Origin of the sequence: Streptomyces sp. NPDC001351 (assembly GCF_042896045.1) — a bacterium.
In the GTDB taxonomy this organism is placed as follows: domain Bacteria; phylum Actinomycetota; class Actinomycetes; order Streptomycetales; family Streptomycetaceae; genus Streptomyces.
In genome coordinates this window covers 148,951-162,763 of sequence record NZ_JBIAWS010000008.1, presented here as the reverse complement: position 1 = coordinate 162,763, position 13,813 = coordinate 148,951, and the positions used below count along the sequence as shown (strand labels likewise).

General features: G+C 70.2%; 16 protein-coding genes. 2 read left to right on the top strand and 14 right to left on the bottom strand.

Translation table 11 applies throughout. From position 1 onward, the window contains the following. Positions 1-85 precede the first annotated feature (85 nt). Positions 86-331: a hypothetical protein gene (locus ACFY1U_RS28795; RefSeq protein WP_390697019.1), complete on the bottom strand. Its 246-nt coding sequence runs from the start codon at positions 329-331 to the stop codon at positions 86-88. 13 nt (positions 332-344) lie between these two features. Next, positions 345-1,556: a peptidoglycan-binding protein gene (locus tag ACFY1U_RS28790; protein WP_390697018.1), complete on the bottom strand. Its 1,212-nt coding sequence runs from the start codon at positions 1,554-1,556 to the stop codon at positions 345-347. A gap of 375 nt (positions 1,557-1,931) precedes the next feature. Between ACFY1U_RS28790 and ACFY1U_RS28785 the strand changes: the two genes are divergently transcribed. Further along, positions 1,932-2,261, top strand: coding sequence for a hypothetical protein (locus ACFY1U_RS28785; RefSeq protein WP_390697017.1), 330 nt, complete (start codon positions 1,932-1,934; stop codon positions 2,259-2,261). Between the two features lie 16 nt (positions 2,262-2,277). Next, positions 2,278-2,622 (top strand): hypothetical protein, encoded by a 345-nt coding sequence (locus tag ACFY1U_RS28780; RefSeq protein WP_390697016.1) that lies wholly within the window; start codon positions 2,278-2,280, stop codon positions 2,620-2,622. Between the two features lie 88 nt (positions 2,623-2,710). On the opposite strand, the gene ACFY1U_RS28775 is transcribed toward ACFY1U_RS28780, so the two are convergent. The 12 genes from ACFY1U_RS28775 to ACFY1U_RS28720 all read right to left on the bottom strand — a co-directional run bounded on the left by ACFY1U_RS28775 (position 2,711) and on the right by ACFY1U_RS28720 (position 13,804). Next, positions 2,711-3,154, bottom strand: coding sequence for a hypothetical protein (locus tag ACFY1U_RS28775; protein WP_390697015.1), 444 nt, complete (start codon positions 3,152-3,154; stop codon positions 2,711-2,713). A 2-nt stretch (positions 3,155-3,156) separates the two neighbouring features. Next, positions 3,157-4,263 carry a hypothetical protein gene (locus tag ACFY1U_RS28770; protein WP_390697014.1) on the bottom strand — a complete coding sequence of 369 codons (1,107 nt, stop codon included), beginning with the start codon at positions 4,261-4,263 and terminating at the stop codon, positions 3,157-3,159. After that, positions 4,263-5,189, bottom strand: a complete 927-nt coding sequence (locus tag ACFY1U_RS28765) for a hypothetical protein (protein WP_390697013.1) — start codon at positions 5,187-5,189, stop codon at positions 4,263-4,265. The genes ACFY1U_RS28770 and ACFY1U_RS28765 overlap by 1 nt, the downstream gene beginning before the upstream one ends. A gap of 11 nt (positions 5,190-5,200) precedes the next feature. After that, positions 5,201-6,133, bottom strand: a complete 933-nt coding sequence (locus ACFY1U_RS28760) for a hypothetical protein (RefSeq protein WP_390697012.1) — start codon at positions 6,131-6,133, stop codon at positions 5,201-5,203. Then, positions 6,133-10,395, bottom strand: a complete 4,263-nt coding sequence (locus ACFY1U_RS28755) for a phage tail tape measure protein (protein WP_390697011.1) — start codon at positions 10,393-10,395, stop codon at positions 6,133-6,135. The genes ACFY1U_RS28760 and ACFY1U_RS28755 overlap by 1 nt, the downstream gene beginning before the upstream one ends. A 35-nt stretch (positions 10,396-10,430) precedes the next feature. Next, positions 10,431-10,829: a hypothetical protein gene (locus ACFY1U_RS28750; RefSeq protein ID WP_390697010.1), complete on the bottom strand. Its 399-nt coding sequence runs from the start codon at positions 10,827-10,829 to the stop codon at positions 10,431-10,433. Then, positions 10,772-11,329 (bottom strand): hypothetical protein, encoded by a 558-nt coding sequence (locus tag ACFY1U_RS28745; protein ID WP_390697009.1) that lies wholly within the window; start codon positions 11,327-11,329, stop codon positions 10,772-10,774. Before ACFY1U_RS28745 ends, ACFY1U_RS28750 begins: the two co-directional genes overlap by 58 nt. Before the next feature lie 2 nt (positions 11,330-11,331). After that, complete coding sequence (locus tag ACFY1U_RS28740; RefSeq protein ID WP_390697008.1) at positions 11,332-12,012, bottom strand: hypothetical protein; 681 nt, start codon at positions 12,010-12,012, stop codon at positions 11,332-11,334. 128 nt (positions 12,013-12,140) lie between these two features. After that, the gene (locus tag ACFY1U_RS28735) at positions 12,141-12,584 is read right to left on the bottom strand and encodes a hypothetical protein (protein WP_390697007.1); all 444 of its coding nucleotides are present in this window, start codon (positions 12,582-12,584) and stop codon (positions 12,141-12,143) included. Continuing rightward, positions 12,581-13,012 carry an HK97 gp10 family phage protein gene (locus tag ACFY1U_RS28730; RefSeq protein ID WP_390697006.1) on the bottom strand — a complete coding sequence of 144 codons (432 nt, stop codon included), beginning with the start codon at positions 13,010-13,012 and terminating at the stop codon, positions 12,581-12,583. Before ACFY1U_RS28730 ends, ACFY1U_RS28735 begins: the two co-directional genes overlap by 4 nt. Beyond that, positions 13,012-13,443: a DUF6093 family protein gene (locus tag ACFY1U_RS28725; RefSeq protein ID WP_390697005.1), complete on the bottom strand. Its 432-nt coding sequence runs from the start codon at positions 13,441-13,443 to the stop codon at positions 13,012-13,014. The genes ACFY1U_RS28730 and ACFY1U_RS28725 overlap by 1 nt, the downstream gene beginning before the upstream one ends. After that, entirely contained in the window at positions 13,433-13,804 is a 372-nt protein-coding gene (locus tag ACFY1U_RS28720) for a hypothetical protein (RefSeq protein ID WP_390697004.1), read from the bottom strand. The genes ACFY1U_RS28725 and ACFY1U_RS28720 overlap by 11 nt, the downstream gene beginning before the upstream one ends. Between the last annotated feature and the right edge of the window lie 9 nt (positions 13,805-13,813).

Below are 13,813 nucleotides of genomic sequence, written 5' to 3'. Positions count from 1 at the left end.
ACAGACGCCGCAGCCACTCCGAGGGGCTCGGTGTCTCCTTGAGTAGGCCGTCTGACAATTCCTCGCCGTGCAGCGGGTCTTCGTTTCAGCCCCTCATCAGTCCGTATACCGTCAGCGCCACCGCGGTGACGGTGGCCAGCACTGCGACTGTTGGCAGCGGCCACCTTCCCTTCTCCAGAGCAGTGACCCGCTGCTCCAGGTCCTCAACTGCTTTGTCCGTCTGTTCGTTGCGCTGCACGAGCAGCGCCAACTGGCCGTCGATACGGGCTAGGCCGACTTCCAGGGCGCTGCGCAGTTCGGCGAGTGCGAGTGCGATCTCTCCCTCGGGCACGAGTGGCTCCCGGTCAGTACTTGGGGGTGGCCGGGTCGTGCTTGCCCGGCAGCCAGGAGGCCGTGCCGGTGCGGCCGAGTGCCGTGCCGAGTGTGGACTTCAGCGCCGACAGGGCGGCGGGGAGAGCGGAGACGGCGGCGGCCTGCCACGCCGACAGCGACACCAGGTCGGTGGTCGAAGAGGCCGCCATCAGGCCCAGCAACGACTGGACGTAGGTGGCCGCGGTGCGCTCCGCGATGTCGGCGAGGGCCTGCGGCACGGGATCGGTCTCCTTCTCGGGCTGGGTCGTCGTCGGTTCGGTCGTGCTGGCCTGGCGCGGGACGCGCAGCGCGTTCCACGTCGCGTGGCCGGGGATGCCGTCGGCGTCAGGGCCGCGGTAGCCACGCTTGATCTGGTAGGCGGCATACGAGCGGCGGTGCGCGTCGTTCCACACCGCGCCCGCGGGGGTGTCGTAGGAGTCGCAGCCTTCGGCGATCAGCCGCTTTCCCATGGCCTCGATCACCGGCGAGGACCGACCGGCGTGGAAGAAGGCCCTGCCGGGAAAGGCGGCGTACCGTGGGGCCGGCCTCGGAGTGGGTTTGGGCGACGGCTTCGGCTTGGGAGCGGGCTTCGGCTTGCCCGGAGTCGTACCGTCGCCCTCGAGGTGGCGCGCGACGCGCGCGCGGAAGTCGTCCATGTCGATGCCGCCCGGGTCCGGCTTGCCGGGCTGCCACTCCTTGTGGCCGATGACGCTGTGCTCGTTCCAGCCGTGCGCGCGGCACACGGCCGCGGCAGCGCGGGCCATCGCATCCAACTGCGCCGCGGGCCATGTCTGATGGCCGGTGTTGATGCACTCGAAGCCGTAGAAGTGCCGGTTGCCGTCGGTGTCGGCCTCGTTGTCGCGCGGCAGGCTCTTCTTCTCCGCGCTGACCGCGAGCAGCACGTCGGTGTCGCCCATGCCGGCGTGGTTGGTGCGGCCGTAGCCGACCAGGTGGATCGTCCCGGACCGGTCGATCACGCCGTGACACAAGGGGCCGGGGAGGTCGTGGTAGCCGACGCGGCACTGCTCCACCATGTCGGCCTCGGACGAGTACGGGCCGGTGTGGTGGATCATGACCCCGTTCACGGGGCCCCAGTTGCCGTATCTGTTGCGGTTGTGGGTACGCCACGCGCCATGCTCGACGACGCCGAGGCCCGCGTGCTTCAGCACGGACAGAAACCTGTCCGCGCTCAACGGAGTTGCCACGCTCGCTTCGCCTTCTCCCCTGCGCCGTATGGCAGTCGGCCGATCCTCGCTGGTGCGGGTCGGTCCCTCGGGAGTTGGGTGCGAAGCACGGGGTGGAGGGTCACCCAGTCGTCATCGTATCCGGGAGGCCATCGACCATCTGCAGGTTGGGGACCTGGTGTGCGTCGCTCACCGGCCTTCGGCATGGTCAGCCGCGCTCCGCCGAAGGGGCGAACAGAGGCTCGCCTGATGCCCAAGTCACCCTGAGAACTCTCAGGTTCCCCCTTCAACTGCCTGCGTTCCACGATGCGGGTGGGCACACGTGAGAGCTGAGCCTGACCGCGCAGGGGACGGTCAAGCTCCCCCTTCACCAGGCAGAAAGAAACGGGAGGAATCATGCAGATGCGTAAGCGCATGGCGGCAGCCGTCCTGGCCACCGTTGCACTGTTCACCACGGGGGCGACGGCATCCCACGCCTTCGCGGACGACACCCAGTCCGACTTCAATTCGACCGGGGTCCGTATCCACCAGCAGCCCACCCTCGGCTCCGGCGTCAACGGCCTCGGAAACCCTGGTGATGGCCTGACCGTGCACAGCTACACCATTGGCGACTGGGTGCAGGACTGCGGCAACGGCATCGGCCAGACCTACGCCTGGGACTACATCACGGACAACCGCACCGGCGTGAGCGGCTACGTCGTCAGCTGCTACGTCGGCGCGCTGTAGGGGGAGCTGAGACATCGTGCGAGAACTAGTGACCCGTACAGCCGCCGGTGCCGCGCTCGCCGCCGCGCTGATCATGCCTGTCGCGACCACAGCGACGGCCGCGGCCGGGCCGATCACGGCGGCGCAGCGTCCGTCGGATGTCGCGGACTCGTTCAACGACGACGGGGTACGGATCCACAGCGGGCCCGGCACCGGCTACTCGGTGAACGGGCTCGGATATCGCGGCCATTCGGTGACCAAGCACTGCTTCGTCGGGTACGACGACCAGTGGACGTACATCACCGACAACACGACGGGCGTGAGCGGCTACGTCACCCCCATCTACCTCGACAACGGTGATCTCGACATCGGCATGTGCTGATGAACAGGCAGGGTGGCCGTCAAGACCACCCGGCACCCACGGGCAAAGGAAGACACACAGGACGGCCTCCCGCCCTCGTGTACAGCCTCTACGTCTCCTCATCCTCGCTGTCGATCCGGCACGAGGCGCTGTCGAGGCTGAGCCAGGTGGCTCTCACGCTGCCGCCGTCCTGGACCCGCAGGGTGATCTGGCCCTCGGGAGTGATGTCGAGGTGGAGTTCCCGGCGGAGGGCGTCGGAGGCTACGTCGACGGTGCGGGGCACGGCGGGCCAGTAGCCCTCGGGCAGGAAGGCGATGACTGTTTCGTCCAGCGCCCGGCCGCCTGGTAGGCCGATCCGGCCGCTGAATTCCAGTGTGTTCCACGGGTTGGCGCGGAGCTGGGGCGGCTGTGAGGTGTCGGGGACGGCGGTGTTGCCGGTGAGCGGCAGGTCGCGCCACGGCGGGTACGGTGCGCGCCGGGCCCGCTCCAGGACGGCGACCCGTCGTTCCAGGGCGGCCATGCGACGCGCGAGTTCCGCGATCGTGTCCGGCATCTCTAAGCCTCCCCCGTCTCGTCGCTGCTCTCCTCCGGTTTGAGGGTGCGTTCCAGCTTCAGCGTCACGCGCTCGGGGGTCTCGCCCTCGCCGGGGCGTACGGTCCAGCCGGTGATGCGGTTCCAGCCGTCGTAGGCGGTGTGCGGTTCGTGCAGGCGGATGCGGACGTCGTCGCCAACGCGCAGTGCCTCGATGGGGGCGGCAGGATGGTCGGTGATCTCCAGCTCGGTGAGCGTGGGCAGGATCTGCCGGGCCAGCCGCTCGCGGCGGGTGCGCTGCTTCAGCTTGGCTTCGTCCTTCTCGCTGGTCTCCAGCCTGTGTTCCAGACGCAGCCGCCCGTTGCGGACGCCGTCGACCACGACCTTGCGCTTGCTGCCTTCGCCACCGCCCAGGCCGACGACCCACTGGGCGTAGGAGTCGGCGTCCTTGATCACGTGCGGCTCACCGGTCACGTTGGCGCTGGTGGTGAAGGTCAGGTCCTCGCGACGCCGGCCGAGCAGGGGAGCGCCCAGGACGATGCGCCTCTCGGCGCGGCGCCCGGCCCAGGTGACCGTCTCGGTCCATTCCAGGCCGTCATCGATGTCGGCCATCTCGTCGACGATCTCCCCGAGGTTGCGGGGGTCCGTCTTGGAGGTGGTGTAGGGGTCCTTCGCGGTGCCGGCCGTCGCCGTCGACTTGGTGTCGTCCACGACCACGCCGAGATCGCCGTCGGGCTGCTCCTGCGCGTATGCCCAGACGTCGCGGATGACCTGGCAGGGGTCGGCCTCGATGTAGGGGCCGCGGCCGTTGAGGTTGCCGTGCAGGTCGAAGCGGCGGTGCAGGTAGCTGGTGAAGCCCGAGGCCTCGACCGGGAGTTGGGATCCTTCCGGTTCGGCCCGCCACAGCAGCCCTCCCCACATGAGGCGCGCATTGCGCTCGACGAGGATCACCGTGTCGCCGGCGTCGTCGAGCATGTCGCTCAGCGCACGGCGGAACGTCGGGTTGAGGGTTGCGTGGAAGGAGCCCGGCCCGGACTTTTCCGGACCGAACTCAACCTCGGTCAGCGGCAGGTTCCAGTGCAGGACGTCGCCGGTGGCGGCGCGGGCGAGGATGTAGCGGTAGTCGGCCATCACACCGGGCTTTCGGTGAACTGGATGTCGGCTGTCACCGTGGTGCCCTTGGCCACGGTGAGGTCGCCGTCGCCGTACTTGTCGACCTGATTGATCTGCACGGCCAGGTGCTGGCGGGTGCCCCGGTAGGCGGGCGGCACGGTGAGGCTGTCGGCGAGGATCACGCTGGAGCGCCTTGTGGTGGTGCCGTCGTCGTCAAACACAGTCGGCTCGGCGTTGTGCTCGCCGAGCCGGGTGCGGAGTTCGGCGTAGATGTTGCCGGCTTCGGCGCGCAGGCCGGAGAGGGTGATCACGATGGTGGCCTTCGTCGCCCAGGCGGGGATGTCCACCTCCCAGGCGGCTTCCTTGGGCCAGTGCGCCCACTGGCCGTGTGGGGCGGGCACCTTCTCCTGGTCGGTGGGGTGAACAGTGTGCAGGGTCCGCTCGGTGCGCGGGTTGGCGAGCCGGCGCAGGTCGGTGATCATGTCGGCGGTGACCGCGGCGGTGTTGCGGGGCAGGGTGATGCGCGCCAGGGGTATCGCGGTCATCCCGTGCAGCGCGGTCGCGTCCTGGTCCACGCCCTTGACGAGGTGGAAGTAGCCGATGTCTTCGGTGCGCGGGTTGCGTTCGCCCTCGTACTCGGGATCCTCGACGCGCAGGACGAGCAGGTCGGTGCGGGCGAACGGCCCGGTCGGCGGGACGTCGACGACCGCGTCGCCGACGTTGCTCTGGGTGTAGGCGCCCTGCCAGGGGCGTACCCCGTGGACGAGCGCCGCTCCGTCGCCGACGCGCACCCCGGGCCCGGGCGCCTCCAGGGGGCGAACCTTCAAGTCTTCGGCTGCGGCGACGCCCTGCCGGCCGCGGGCGAGGTCGCGGATCAGCAGGCGCATCGCGCGGGCGGAGTGGCGGCCGCCGCGCACCATCATCGGGGGTTGGACAAGGGTCACTGGTGCTCCGTTCACAGTGCGGTGTACGCCGACCGCCACGACACGTCGAGGCGCGCGGTACCGGTGGGGTCATCGCCGCTCCAGCCGATCTCGGAGCGGCCCCGCGGGATGGCGAAAAGATCGAGGCGGGAAGGCGGAGTGAGGTCGTTCGCGACGTTGACCGTGCCGTTGCGCAGGGCCCAACAGGTGCTGGGCCTGGTTTCCAGTTCCACCCACTCCCCGACTCGCAGCGACAGGCCGAGTTCGAGGACACGGCCGGTGACGGTGTTCCAGATCCGCGGGTTGGTGACCGGGCCGTGGATGCGGAGGCTGGGCCAGGTCGACACGTTGCCGCGGTTGGTGATCCATCCGGGCCGGTCGTCCGGGGCTGCGGAGCCGCAGTCCGGCGGGGCACACAGGACCTGGTCCGCGGTGCGGTCGGCGCCCTGCCGAGCGGCCTGGTCCAGGCCCAGGGTGAGCTGGGAGAGTTCGTCGTCGTACCAGCGCGGGTCGAGACCGGCGAACTCGATGTCGAGCGGGATCCATCCGTTGATCGCGTTGGCGGTGCTGGTGGCCTCCAGGCGGCGCAGCCGCCCGTACAGGCGGCGGGTGCGGTGTCCGGGCCAGCGGCCCCGCAGCACCGCCCGTCCCTCAGGCCGGGTCCGGGCAGCCGGGTCGTCGACGGCCAGCTCCAGGCGGGCCAGCAGGTCGGCGGCCGCGGCGGGGTCGCCGGGGGTCTTGATGCCGGCCTCGAAACGCAGGGTGCGCGGACCGTAGAAGTCCTGGCCCGGGTAGGTGCCGTCGCCCGTGGGGTTGTCCACGTCCTGTGGACGGGTGGCGGGTGATCCGAGTCCTTCGATGTTGCCGACCGGGATACGGGTCCCGCGGCCGAGGACGACGCCGCCGATCTCGTACTGCCATGGGGCCAGCTCGATGGGCGGGGACTGCTTCGCTGTTGTGGTCATCAAATCCTCCCGCCCCGTTGGGCGTTGCGCAGGTTGCGCATCATTTCGGTGCCGATCTGCTCGGGGGTGGCGGAGCTGTCTGTGACGGTGACCGGCATCGAACCGATCAGCGGCTGCTGCTCGCGGACCACGACGACCTGGACGCGCCCGCCGGCGCGAGCGTCGACCACGCGGGTGCGGGCGGCGTTGTTGCCGGTGCGGATGTCGAAGGCCCGCACGACCCCGGCCATGACGTCCGCGGTCCGGGCCTGCTTGAAGGAGCTGGCGAGCACGGGGCTGTAGTCCCGGCTGCCGCGTACGCCGCCGTTGGCGAACCACTCGACCTGCCCGCCGAAGCGGCCGACGACTTCCTCGACGATGGCCTTGCTGCGCTCGCGCTTGGAGGCGGCGAGCGGCACGTAGGCCTCGCCCCCGGTGGAGGGCTCCGCCCAGATGCGCCAGCTCCCGGCCGGAGCGATCTGCGCGACCTGCTGCTCCCGGCCGCGAGGTCCGGTGACCCCTCCGTCGGCGAAGTAGTCGACGACCGCGCCGTCCGCATGGCTGTTGGCCCGCTTGCGAAGGTTCTCGGCCTGCCGCCGCAGGGCATCGGCAGTGTTGGAGTTCTGCTCCTGGAAGGTGTCGAAGATCGACACGTGGCGCGTGGTGACGGTCAGCTGCTTGCCGCGCAGTGCGTCGATGCGCCGCTGGATGGCGTCCGCCGCCCTGCGGGGGCCGCTGGTCGGGACGGTCACCCGGACGTTCTTCGACCCGGGCACCTTCTCGATGCGGAAGCCGAGCGCCGCAAGCTCCTTGCGGGCCTGCGCGGTCGGCGCGCGCACGATGACGGACTTCGCGCCGGGCGTCGCCCGGATCTTGGCCTCGACGGCATCCAGGCTCTTGATCGCCGCGGCACTCGGCGCGGACACGCGGACGTTCTTGCTGTTCGGGGTCCGGCCGAGCTTGTCGACCAGCCCGTCAAGGTCCTTACGGGCGGCAGCGGTCGGCGCGGTGATCTTGATCTGGCGGGTGCCCGGAACCGTCTTGACCGTGAAGCCGAGCTCGCGCAGCTTGGCCTGCGCGCCGTCGCTCAGCGAGTCCACCTTGATCGTCTTGGCGTTGGGCAGCCGGTGGAACTCGGCCTGAACCGCGATCAGGTTCGCGAGCGTGCTGTCCATGCCCTTGGTCTGCAGCAGCAGCGACACCTTCGACGGCAGCAGGCCGAGACTGTCGGCCACTCCCTCCGCCTGGGCGCGGGTTAGGCCGTAGCCCTGGGCCGCCTTGATCGCCTCGGTGCGGGCGCGGCTCATCTGCTCGCGGGCCTTGGCCAGCGCCGCCGGAAGCGTCTCGCCGTTGCGCTGGGCCAGGTCATAGGTCGCCACGGAGGCATCGGCCGCCGCATCCGAGAGCGCGGTGAGTTGGGTGTAGAGCTGCTGACCGTTCCGCGTGGTGGTGTTGAGGGTCTTGTCCTGGTTGACCAGCTGCCGACTGCCGTATCCCTGCTGGCGATTGACGCCCTTACTGCCATCCTGCAGGTCGAGGACGGCGCTGTTCACCTTCGCCTCGGCGGCCTGGAGGGATATCTGACCGCCGGAGAGCAGGTCGAGGGCGCTCTTGAGGGAGCGGGTGCGGGTGTCGGCGTCGGCGGTCTCGTCGGCCAGGCCGCCGACCGCGGCCTTCAGCCGGTCGTACGCCGACGTGCCGTCCCCGGTGCCCTTGGTGGCCTGCGCCAGCTCCCGGGCGTTCTTGATCGACTCGGCCATCTCGCCCTTGACGCTGCCCAGGGCATCGGCGGCGTCCTTGTACTGCTGGCCTACGTCGGTGTAGTCGAGGACCGACGCCTTGCCAGCCGCCACGTCCTTGTACGCGCGGTGAGCGTTAGCCGTGGCCAGCAGCTGCTTCTGCAGCGACTCCAGCGAGGTGCCCTGCCCGAGGTAGGCATCCGTCAGCGTCGCGAGCGGAACGCCGGCCTGGTCCAGAACCTTGGTCAGCTGCCCCTGGCTGGTCTTGGTGTCCAGCAGGACCTGGGCGGCCTGCTGGCGCACGTTGCTGTCGATCTGCCCGCCCGACTCGCGCAGCGCCGACGTGAGCGAGGAGATCCGCTGCTGGTGCTCGGCCGCGGCTTGAGCCGCACGCTGCTGCCGGGCGGCCAGCAGCCCCAGCCCGACGGACACCCCGGCCATGGCGATCCCGAACGGGCCGCCGAGCGCGTTGGTGATGCCGCCGAGGGCGGAGCGCAGACCCGAACCGGCCGCGCGAGACAGACCGTTGAGGGTGCCGGAGAACGTGGTCCCGGCGCCGTTCGCGGTGCGGAAGGCAGCCGTCATCGTGCCGAGGAACCCGACACGGGCCTGGAGGGCAGCCCACGCGGCCCCGTACCGGGACAGCGACACTCCGGCTGAGGCGGCGAGGGCCTGCTGCACCCGCATCTGCTGCGCGAAGCTCTGGAACCCGCTGCGCACCGGCCCGGACACGGTCGTCGCGATGCTGGTCAGGGTCGGCTGGACGCGGCGGAAGAGCAGCATGGCCAGGGCGGCGGTCTGGATCGGGGCGGGCAGCGCGCCGAAGGCGGTGACCAGCCCGCCGACCAGATGCCCGATCGGCACGAGGACGAGGGAAAGGCCGGAGACGGCGTCCATGGCCAGGTTCGCGACGGCGGCGATGATGTCGAGCGTCCCGGCCGCCGCCCCGCCGTCCTCGCCGAGGCCGGCGAACGCGGCCACGATGGGCTGCGCGCCATCGGCGGCATGGCGCAGCACCTGGCCGAGGGTCTCGGCCGCGTTGATCAGCAGGTTCAGGCCCGTGGCGAGCGTGTCCTCGCCCAGTTCCTTGAGCGGGCTGACGAAACGTTTCGCCTCGTCGACGAGACCGCCGAGCCCGGAGGAGGCATTCGCCTTCAGCTCCGGCCCGTACAGGACGGCCAGATGGCGGCCGTACTCCAGCGCGGTCGTCAGGTAGGGCGTCGCCCCGGCCATCCCGCGCGTCAGCAGCCGGGTCACCCACTCCAGTCCGGGGGCCATGCCCTGGTAGAGGGCGATCCCGGTCTGCCGCGCCTGGGTGCGCAGCTGCACCATCGCGCCGGACAGGCCCTGACCGCGCGAGGCCGTGATGGCCGCGGCAGCGCCGGTCTGCCGCACGGCCATCGACAGGTCGTCGAAGGACGCGGTGCCCTGGTGCGCCAGCGCCACCGCCCCACTGAGGGCGGGCTTGCCGAAGGCCCGGGTGACACCGGCCGCGAAGTCCCGCTGGGACATTTCGTGTTCGGCCTTGGACAGGCCATCGATCACGATCCGCAGCCCGCGGAACTTGCCCTGGGCGTCGAAGGCGTCGATCCCCAGGTCCTTCAGGGCGCTGCGCATCTGCGGGGTGGGGGAGGCTAGGTTCGCGAAGATCCCCCGCAGGCTCGTGCCGGCGGTCTGTCCGAGGATGCCGCTCTTGCCGAGCATGCCGACCGCGGCCGCGGTGTCCTGCAGCGAGACGCCGAGGGCGTTGGCGACCGGCCCGGCGTAGCGCATCGAGTAGTAGATGTCCGTGATCGAACCGGACGCCGAGTTCGCCGTGGCGGCCAGCGTGTCCGACGCCTTGGACGCCTGATCAGCACTGAGGCCGTACTGATCCATGATGTCGCCCAAGTACTTGGCCGAGGTGGCGGCGTTGACGTCGGCGGCGGAGGCGAGTTGGAGGGAGGCGCGGACGGCGTCGATCGACTGATCGGCGCGGAAACCCGCCTTGCTCAGCTCCACCATGCCCTCGGCGGCATCCGCCGACGTCGCACCCGGCAGGCTCAGGTCGGCGCCGAGTTCCTGCGCGACGACCCCGGCACGCTTCATCTGCGCGGCGGTGGCGGAGGTGACTGCGCGGAAGAGGTTCATCTGCCGCTGGTAGCGGTTGCCCTCCTCGACCATCTCGCCCGCGCCAAGCAGCAGCCCCCCGCCCGCCAGCAGGCTGGTGGCCGAGATGCCGCGTCGGCCCGCACCGGCCACCGCACGCTCAAGGCGCGACATCGACCGGGTGCCGTCGTCCCCAACAGCACGCAGGCTGGCCCGCGCGGCCGCGGCGCGGGCGGAGATGCGATTCAGCTCGCCGGTCGCCGTACGGGCGGAGCGGTTGAGCGCGGCGAACTGGCCAGCCAGCCGTGCACCGTTGACGTCAAGGCGAGCCAGAGACCGATTCGCGGCATCCGTACGGTCGGCGAAGGTCCGCATCTGGCCGGAGGCAGCACGAGTCCCCGCGATCAGGTCGCGGACCTCGGCGCGCATCGCCACCGTCAGGGTGAACCCGGCCACCGCAGGCGGCCCTCCTTACATCGTGCGGGAGTTGTTCAGGGGCGCTGCTCGTACTCGGCGCGGGGCAGGAGCTGGATCTTCACTCCGTAACCGGAGCGGTCATGGGGGACGTGGTCGCGTTCCTGCTCGATCAGCTCGCAGCCGGGGCAGCGCAGCGTGTCGGTGACGTAGGCGTGGGGGTCACCGCCGCGCTGGTCGTCCCACTCCTCCAGCCGGGTGTGGCACTCGGGGCACACCGACCGCTGCCACTGCGCCCACGCCAGCGCCTTGGCCCGGTCCAGCGGCGTCCACCGGCCGTCGCCGCCCAGGAACTGTGAGTGCGGGATCCGGTATCGCTCGCACAGCTCCAGCTCGGCCCGCAGCTGCGCGTCGCAGCTCAGCCTTTTCCCAGCTCCACCCGGCTTTCCTGCTGCACCGACCAGGCCGCCTCCCACAGCAGCCCGGCATCGGGCGCCGACCAGGTGGCCAGCAGCTCGGCCGCCTCGTCCTGGCTCATGCCGTCGAAGGACGCCGCCGCGATCAGCGCCGGCGGGAAGGTGTCGGGGTTGAACAGCGAACCCTCTTCGGCCTGTTGCTCGGTCGGCGGGTGCTCGGCGATCAGGTCTTCCAGGACCGGGCGCGGCAGGGCGAGGAAGGTCAGGAAGTCGGAGACGTCGTCCAGCTCGGCCCGTGCTGTCTCGAGCGCGGCTGCGGCCTCGCCGACCTGCTGGGCGGACCGCTCGTCGTCGGGGTTCGCCTCGGCGAGGAAGCGGGCCCGCCGGGCGGCCTGTTCGGCGTCCTCGACCCGCTGCTTCAGCTGGTCGTCGTCGCAGATGCGGAGCTTGTTCTGCGGCAGGGCACGGCGGCGAAGGCGTTCCATCTTGGCCGCCCACGCCCCCTCCTCCGCGCTCGCACGGGGAGGGGACGTGCGTTTGGCCGGTGCAGGGCGCGACATGCTCAGTCCTCGACCTGCTCGTGGACGCTTTCGGCGGTCACGATGCTCCGCAGCACGGTGACGTCGGCCTGCGCACCACCGTGCTGGTGCTCATGGCCGTGGTCGTGGCCGCTGTGGCCGTGCTCGTCGTCGTCGCAGTCCTCGACCGGCTTCGGGAGCGGGACTGGTGCGATCGCCTCGGGCACCGGGGCATCGAGCGACGGCTCGTCGATGATGGTGAAGTCGACCTTGAACTTAGCCGCTTCGTTCCCGGTCGAGTACGTCGCGGCGCGGGTGGCGACCTGCGCGGGAAAGACGTCGACCGACCGGGAGCCAGGGATGTCGCCCTTGCGGAGGAAGACGACGTAGCCCTTCGCGCCCTTGGGCAGTTGCTGCTCGACGGCGTCGGAGAACCGGTCCTCGTAGAAAGTCAGTGAGCTGCTGTCGGCCTTGTCGTTGCCTGGGATCGACGAGTTGAACGTCGAACCCATGTCCGGAGTCTCGATCGGCTCGTTCTCCAGCGCCCAGCCCTCGATGTCGCTGACCGCCTTGGTCAGGTCGAACCGGTTGGGCTCGGACAGCTCCGTACGGGACGGCAGCTCCGGGGTACTGACCTTCTTGAGCCAGTAGATCTTGGAGATGCCGCGGCGGAGGAATCGGGTCTGGGTGGCCGGCTTGTTCGTGGCCGGCTTCGTCTGGGACACAGGTCCGCTCCCACTTCTGGGGCAGCGTCCCGTGCCGAGGCCCTGCCCCTTGATGTTCAAAGGGGGTTCGCCTGGCCTGGGGCCTAGCGTCCGCGCGGGCCTCCGCGGTGAGGGTGAAGACCGTGTCTTCAGGCAGGTGTCACGGTGATCGTGAACCTCTGCACGTAGGACACGATAACCCCTGCCGCCGACACGGACAGCTCGCCGCCTGCGTCGTAGGTCAACTCCCGGTCGACCACGTGGACTTCGGGAACACGCAGGTCACGGGCCCAGTCGCCGTCGCTGCGGCCGACGACGCCGGCGCGCACGCGGTCGGCCAGCCACTGAACCTGATCGGCCCGTTCGCCAATGGACGTGACTTGGTAGGCCCATGCCGCGTCCGCGTGCCAGTCCCACAGCGGTGGACCGCTGAACTCGGCGGGCAGAGCGTCGAGGATCGTGTACGGGGCGCGGGCAGGCTCCCGTCCCGACTCCCCTTGCACAAGAGGTAGTTCACCTAGGCCACAAGGCCGTCCGGTGGCCTGCTCGACCAGTGTGGCGAGCGCACGGGTGACCGGCAGACGCGCAGTCACGGTAGTAGTACCCCGTTCGCGAGGGCTTGGATGAACTCCGGTTCGGTGCGGCGGAAGGCGGGCTCAACGTGCGGGAACGGCGGCTGACGGTAGTGCCGTCCGAGGCTGTCCACGCCGACGAAGCCGTACTCCAACCTGCGCGTCTGCGGGGCGTCGGAGAACACCTCGGCGGTCACCGAGCCACCCCCGGTACGCATCCTCACGTCCCACGAAGCCCGATACTGCCCGGTGATCACGTTCGGGCCAGGCCTGCCGCTGGCGTTGCGCTGGATACGCACCCGCAGCAGCATCGCGTGATGCCGCGTGATCGTCCGCGTACGGGCACGGGCGGCCGGACCAAGCCGAGCCAGCGCGGCGGCCAGCGCGATCGGATCGCGAAAGGCCGCGGCGTCCGGGTGGGCATTGGGGTGCGGGTTCACGGTGGCCATCAGTCGAGCACCTGGACCCTAACGATGCGCACCACGCTGTAGGTGCCTACGGCTTCGTCCGATATACGGAACCGGCGCCCGATCAACTGCGGATCCCGCGGGCCCTCAGGGCGGGCGGATCCGGCAACGCGGATCACGTCGTCTCGCCGCAGCGCGGGGGCGTCGACGGGCAGCACCGCCTGGTAGTCCGTAGTCGGTGGCTCGACGGTGACCGATCCACTGACCGGCTGTGTGATCGCCGGGCGGCCGAACGGCATCACTGCACCGAGACCGTCCCAGACCAGTTCCTCGTCCGGGCGCGGCGGCACCAGTCGGCCGGTGGTCTCATCCAGCAGGTCGTCCGTGCGGCCTGCGCCGTCGCGCCACACCTCCAGCTTGTCGTCCAGGATGCGGCCGACGACCCGCCGCGCCCCTTCCACATCAAAGGCCACGCGCCCACTCCCCAAGCTGGGTAAGCATCGCCTTCGTCAGCGAATACGGCTCCGTGCCGAGATCGGGACGGGTTAGCGCGGCACGTTCCAGGACTTCGGGGTCGATCGCGTCCAGGAAGACGGCGGCCGCTGGGCCGGGGTCGGGCAGGTCGACCACCGCGACCCGGGCGAGTCCGGACCACTGGGCCTCCTCGCGGTCCGCTACGTGCAACACGATCTCCGGCTTTTCACCGGCGAAGTGACTGACGTTGTAGGCACGGACGGCGCTGGTCTCTATCCGTGCACCGTCGATCTCGATCTCGGCCTTCGGACCGAAGGCGGTGATGGTGACGTGGTGCAGGTCTTCCTCGTTGTGATCCATTCAGAAGAC